At 43.2% G+C, this 5,797-nt stretch carries 9 protein-coding genes, 1 tRNA gene and 1 other annotated feature; of the genes, 1 reads left to right on the top strand and 9 read right to left on the bottom strand.

The features are described from left to right. From IQ229_RS10370 to rplS, 9 genes are all read right to left on the bottom strand, one after another. On the bottom strand, positions 1-411 hold a 411-nt coding region (locus IQ229_RS10370), incomplete at its 3' end, for a hypothetical protein (RefSeq protein ID WP_228013365.1). Between the two features lie 230 nt (positions 412-641). After that, positions 642-1,034 carry a 50S ribosomal protein L7/L12 gene (gene rplL, locus IQ229_RS10365; RefSeq protein ID WP_194043416.1) on the bottom strand — a complete coding sequence of 131 codons (393 nt, stop codon included), beginning with the start codon at positions 1,032-1,034 and terminating at the stop codon, positions 642-644. 93 nt (positions 1,035-1,127) lie between these two features. Beyond that, positions 1,128-1,742: a 50S ribosomal protein L10 gene (gene rplJ / locus IQ229_RS10360; RefSeq protein WP_194043414.1), complete on the bottom strand. Its 615-nt coding sequence runs from the start codon at positions 1,740-1,742 to the stop codon at positions 1,128-1,130. Between the two features lie 63 nt (positions 1,743-1,805). Next, positions 1,806-1,973: a sequence feature (ribosomal protein L10 leader region), on the bottom strand. Between the two features lie 56 nt (positions 1,974-2,029). Next, positions 2,030-2,743, bottom strand: a complete 714-nt coding sequence (rplA, locus tag IQ229_RS10355) for a 50S ribosomal protein L1 (RefSeq protein WP_194043412.1) — start codon at positions 2,741-2,743, stop codon at positions 2,030-2,032. 112 nt (positions 2,744-2,855) lie between these two features. After that, positions 2,856-3,281, bottom strand: a complete 426-nt coding sequence (gene rplK, locus IQ229_RS10350; RefSeq protein ID WP_099102703.1) for a 50S ribosomal protein L11 — start codon at positions 3,279-3,281, stop codon at positions 2,856-2,858. A 6-nt stretch (positions 3,282-3,287) separates the two neighbouring features. Next, positions 3,288-3,938, bottom strand: a complete 651-nt coding sequence (gene nusG / locus IQ229_RS10345) for a transcription termination/antitermination protein NusG (RefSeq protein ID WP_094348919.1) — start codon at positions 3,936-3,938, stop codon at positions 3,288-3,290. Next, complete coding sequence (gene secE / locus IQ229_RS10340; RefSeq protein WP_099102704.1) at positions 3,938-4,159, bottom strand: preprotein translocase subunit SecE; 222 nt, start codon at positions 4,157-4,159, stop codon at positions 3,938-3,940. Before secE ends, nusG begins: the two co-directional genes overlap by 1 nt. Positions 4,160-4,347: 188 nt before the next feature. Further along, positions 4,348-4,420: transfer RNA gene (locus IQ229_RS10335), tRNA-Trp, on the bottom strand. 153 nt (positions 4,421-4,573) lie between these two features. Continuing rightward, the gene (gene rplS / locus IQ229_RS10330; protein WP_094348921.1) at positions 4,574-4,936 is read right to left on the bottom strand and encodes a 50S ribosomal protein L19; all 363 of its coding nucleotides are present in this window, start codon (positions 4,934-4,936) and stop codon (positions 4,574-4,576) included. 153 nt (positions 4,937-5,089) lie between these two features. Between rplS and IQ229_RS10325 the strand changes: the two genes are divergently transcribed. After that, a partial coding sequence (locus tag IQ229_RS10325) for a glycosyltransferase family 2 protein (protein WP_194043410.1) occupies positions 5,090-5,797 on the top strand: 708 nt, incomplete at its 3' end.

Genomic DNA, 5,797 nt, shown 5'->3' with positions numbered 1-5,797 from the left:
TTCATATACATTCTCTGAGCTTTTTTCGAGATTACTAGCTCCTTCGAGTTCACCTGTCCCAGACCCCAGAAATGGTACTTTAAATCCTACGGAAGCCTTTGCTTTTCCTTCAGCCCCAAGAGTAAAACTCTTTGTAATTTCTGTAGGAATATGAGTACCCAACAGTCTTAATATTTCAAGATAGATTTTCTCAAGAGTTGGATTAGAACCACATCGAACAGGCAAGCACTGGTGTTGTGGTAAATTCTTCTTACAAAGAATTGTTTTTCCTTGCTTCGATGCACCATGAATAACTATATGTTGGTCACAATTGAGCAAGTATTTAAATTTTTTATCTAAACTAGCTCGATCCACATAAGTATATTTGGGTATAGATGTTGCTATGCCAAAAACTTCACCAAGTTGAACCATGTTTTATTACTCTAAAATAGTCTTTACACCCTGTTTCGCAGGTTTAAGAAGTGTTTAGTCAAACTTTATACCACCTGTTAAACTACCTTGAGTATAACTTCGACCTTACGTTAAATTAGCAAAAACAAGAAAAATAATATGAACTTTTGAAACAAAAGCAACTAACTTTATATGAAAAAAAAGGAGCCTAACTTAGGCTCCTTAATAAAAAAGTGGTAAAAGAATTGTGACTACTTAACAGTCACCTTACCGCCAGCTTCTTCGATGCGCTTCTTAGCATCTTCAGCGGCATCCTTAGCAATACCTTCTTTAACTGCCTTGGGCGCAGCTTCTACCAAGTCTTTAGCTTCTTTCAGACCCAAACCAGTCAATTCGCGGACAATCTTCAGCACGGCAATCTTCTTATCAGCTGGAACTGATTCGAGAATCACTTCAAACTCGGTTTGCTCAACAGCTTCTTCAGCAGGAGCAGCACCACCACCACCAGGCATCATCATCATGCCACCAACAGGTGCAGCAGCACTTACGCCAAAAGCTTCTTCAATTTGCTTAACTAACTCAGAAGCTTCCAACAAAGAAAGGGTTTTTAGTTGTTCTAAAATTTGATCGGTTGCAGCAGACATTGATATAACTCCTGTAATTTTGATTATTTATTTGTCATGGGTCATTGGTCTTTAAATATAGACTTTTGACTTTTGACTGATGAACCATGAAGTCTATTCAGCAGCAGTTTCAGTGCTACTATCACCTTCAGCAGTGCTTTCGGTGCCGCTATCTTGTACAGCAGCAGTTTCGGTACTACCACCACTTTGCTCTTGGTCGGCCACAGCCTGCAAAGCACGAGCCAGTGAACCAGGAACTTCGTTGATACCCACAGCAATCTTGGTAGCCAAAGCGTTGATAGCCCCAGCAATTTGTGCAATGAGTTGTTCCTTAGATGGCAAGTCTCCTAGTACCTTGACATCAGGTTCTTTGAGTAGGCGACCTTCCAGTACACCACCGCGAAGTTCTGTCTTCTTGGTGACTTTTTGGAATTCTTGGTACGCCTTAATTGCCGATGAAAAATCATCTTTTACCAGCAAAAAGGCGGAAGAACCATTAAGCAATTCCGACAAAGGCTGCCATTTTTCATCGTCTTTGATAGCAATACCCATTAAGGTATTCTTCGTCACCTTACAAACAGTGCCACTGGGACGTAACCGCCGCCGTAAGTCTGTGATTTCTGAAACTGTTAACCCCTGATAATCAATTACCAATGCCAGAGTTGACTCACTCAAAGTTTCTTTGAGGTCAGCTACTATTTCTTGTTTATTTTCTAGTGTTCTACCCATTCCAATCTCACCTCCTTAAAACAATCGGGGAAGTGCCCTAGTTGTGTGTTTTTTCTCAACCTGAACCCAAACAACAAACCCCAGCTAAGTTAGCCGGGGTTTAGTAGTAAGACTCTTGACGCCATAGTTATCACACTTTTATGGGTGGTAATTCTGACAATTAGAGTTTTAACCTCGGCAGGATATTAAGTTATTAGCACCTGCTGTCTCCGGCTTTGCTTATTTAATTTTGTCATTTGTCCTTAGTCATTTGTCCTTTGCCTTTACAAATGACTAATGACTAAAAATTAACCTGCTTGGCTCAGTTTCAAATCTCGTAGGGCACTGATATCAACTTTAATTGATGGCCCCATAGTGGCTGACACATAAAATGTGCGCCAATAACGACCTTTAGCTCCTGAAGGACGGTTACGGTCAATCGTCTCCTGCAATGCCTTCAGGTTGACTAACAAATCTTCGGGCGAGAAGGTTGTCTTACCAAACATAACATGGACAATACCAGTTCGGTCAGCCCGGAATTCTAATTTACCAGCTTTGAATTCTGCGATCGCACCTGCTAAGTCAAATGTTACGGTTCCACCCTTGGGCGATGGCATCAAACCACGCGGCCCAAGCAACTTACCCAGTTTTGCCACTTGTGGCATCACATCGGGTGTGGCAATCAGCTTGTCAAAATCCATTCTACCTTTCTGGATTTCGTCAATTAGTTCTTCTGACCCAACTAAATCAGCACCAGCGTTGCTGGCTTCGTTTACCTTTTCGCCTCTGGCTATCACCGCCACACGGACGATTTGTCCTGTACCTTTGGGCAGTGCTACCGTTGTCCGCAACTGTTGGTCTGTATACTTGGGGTCAATTCCCAACCGGATATGCGCTTCCGCAGCTTCGGTAAATTTAGCTGTTGCTGTGTCTTTAAGAAGAGCTAAAGCCTCTAGGGGATGATAATCTTTTTCTTCTACTTTTGCTTGCAGACCCTGCAAACGACGCGATATTTTTGGCATTTGTTCTCCTGGGGTAATTCCGAAGCCTCGCCTCTCCCCCGATAATTTGTTATTTGTCCTTTGTCATTTGTCCTTTGTCCTTCGTCACTTCCCAATGACTAATGACCAATGACTAATCCGTAACTGTTACACCCATATTTTTAGCCGTTCCTGCCACAATCTTCATTGCCGCTTCGATATCGTTGGCATTGAGGTCGGGGAGTTTGGTTTGGGCTATTTCTTGCAATTGTGCTTTGGTAATTGACCCAACCTTCTTTTTGTTGGGTTCATTCGAGCCTTTTTCAACTTTCGCCGCCTTCCGAATCAGTACTGATGCGGGTGGCGTTTTGAGTACAAATGTAAAACTCCGGTCTTCAAAAACCGAAATTTCTACAGGTATCACCATTCCAGCTTGGTCTGCTGTTTTGGCGTTGTACTCTTTACAAAACATCATGATGTTGACACCATGTTGACCCAAAGCGGGACCAACTGGCGGTGCTGGGTTGGCTTTTCCAGCATTCAGGGCCAGTTTAATGACCGCCACTACTTTCTTCGCCATTTGTATTTAACTCTGTTTCTCTACCTGATTAAATTCCAATTCTACTGGTGTATCCCTGCCGAAAATTGAGAGCAAGGCTTTAAGTTTACTCCGCTCTGGAGAGACTTCAATTACCTCGCCTTCAAAGTCTTTAAATGGACCAGAAAGCACCATTATCTTATCACCAGTAGCCATGTCAATTTTGACAACAGCTTCTTGTTCGCTGGTTTGTTTGAATATACGTTCAACTTCTGAAGAACTCAGTGGTATGGGGTTGACATGACCACGACCCTTGCTGCTACCACGTTTTTGTTCTGAGCCGACAAAGTTAATTACATGAGAGGTGTTGCGTACCACCTGCCAAGTATCATCATCCATCATCATCCGCACCAGCACATAACCAGGGAAAACTTTTTCTTCTGTATGCTGGCGACTGCCATCTTTACGGATTTTCACCGCTGGCGTCTGCGGAATTTCTACCTGGATAATTTTGTCAGCGACATCAAAAGTTTGAATGCGTTGCTCTAAGTTAGTCTTTACACGCTTTTCACAGCCTGAAGCTACTTGTACTGCATACCAGCGTGCTTCTTTTGACGCTGCTTCTGCTGCTTCTGCTGCTTCTGCTGTTTCTTCTGACTGCAACATTGAGTTGCGTGGTTCATCTGTTGCAAAACTCATTAGAACACCTGTTTTGCTGCCCAAGCAAACAATCCATCGACCAAGTATATCAAAGATGCGGAAAGTGCCACCATTAACAACACAGCGGCGGATTCGCTCACTATCTGTTTCCGACTGGGCCAAACTACTTTTTCAAGTTCTTCTTTGGTTCCCTGTATGAAGTTGCCAAAGCTAAACCCATTTGTGGTTTCTGGCAATTCTGCTTCACTTTTTTTGGCCACGACCGTTTATCCCCCGTTTCTTATACTAGATCCTGTTTAATTGTCATCTAGGTTTGCAGTTTCGACTCTATTTCACTTACTGGAAGCAAAACAACTACAAATACAATAAGTTTACCCGAAATTATTAGCGCTAACTGCTATATTAGCAGCAGCGTAATTATTTCGGGCTTTGTTTTTTTGCTCTTGAGCGCGCCCTGGAGGACTTGAACCCCCGACATCAGGTTTTGGAGACCTGCGTTCTACCAACTGAACTAAGAGCGCACAACCTGTTTTTGATTCAGTGATTGCGCTGAACTATATTTCAGTTTAACGCAATATGCGATTTATATCATACCTTAATTTTGTCGGGAAAACAAGTCAGCGGCAGATGCCGCTTGCAGCTTGAGATTTCTCCCATAATGATTGCAGGACGAATCACAAAGGGCGGTCAAACCGTTGCTTGATTCGGGTTGCCTTACCTACGCGATCGCGGAGATAATAAAGTTTAGCACGACGGACTTTACCGCGACGTAACACCTTAATGCTGTCAATCCGGGGAGAATGCAACAGAAATACCCGCTCAACGCCCACGCCTTGAAAAACCTTACGAACTGTAATAGTTTCGTTGATGCCGCCATTGCGCTTGGCAATCACAACTCCCTCGTAGGGTTGCACGCGGTATTTTTCGCCTTCTTTGATTTTCACTCCCACTTTTACAGTGTCGCCCACATAAATGTCGGGCAGATTCGATTTTATCTGTTCCGCTTCAATGGAGCGGATAATCTCTTGAGCGTTCATAGTCTTTCTGTCTGCTTAAAAAAAACCCACGATCATCAATGATAAATCGATAATCCTATTTCAGTCTACTTGTTAGGATTGATAATTGTACTGATACAACAGCCTGCATATCAAAGCTATATTGCAAAATGCCGTACTACAAAGGAAAAATTTATGAAATTTAGCATCGTCATCAGTACGTATAATCGCTTGAATTTGCTGAAAAGAGCAATTGATTCGGCTCGTAACCAAACAATCGAGTGCGAGGTAGTTGTTGCTGACGATTGTTCTTCTGATGACACCCAAACCTATCTCAAAAGCTTAGGGGACAAGGTTGTTTATCATCGTAACGAAGTAAACCAAGGTCATGCAGCAACAGTGAATGCTGGAGTTGCCAAAGCTAGCGGCGACTGGATTAAGTTTTTAGATGATGACGACTATTTAGCACCTAACTGCATAGAAGAGATGGCAAAGGCGATCGCACTTCGTCCCGAAGCTGTAATCTGCTCTTGTGTGGCAGCTCAGGTGGATGGCAATGAAGTTGAACTCTCTCGCACTCCCCAAGTTGGCCCCGGTTTAGCTTTTTATATCCCCCAAGCCGATATTCACTATGGGATGCTTTTAGAGCTTGTACCCTTTGGCACACCTGTACAAGTAGCTTGTCAACGTGATGCTTTCCTGCAAAGTGGTGGTTGGGACTCCACACTCGATGCTAACTGTGATGACATCGATTCCTGGATTCGGATTGCTCAGTTTGGCGATGCTATTTTCTTCAACCAGTGTCTTGCTTACCGCACTATTTGGCCGGGTGCCTATAATCAAAAGTTTTCTTTGTCTCGGCGGTTGGCGACAAATATTTTAATGAAGGAGAAAATATACGCC

Source organism: Nostoc cf. edaphicum LEGE 07299, assembly GCF_015207245.1.
In the GTDB taxonomy this organism is placed as follows: Bacteria; Cyanobacteriota; Cyanobacteriia; order Cyanobacteriales; family Nostocaceae; genus Nostoc; species Nostoc edaphicum_B.
The sequence above is the reverse complement of the archived record's forward strand: the minus strand, read 5'-3'. Positions and strand labels throughout refer to the sequence as shown.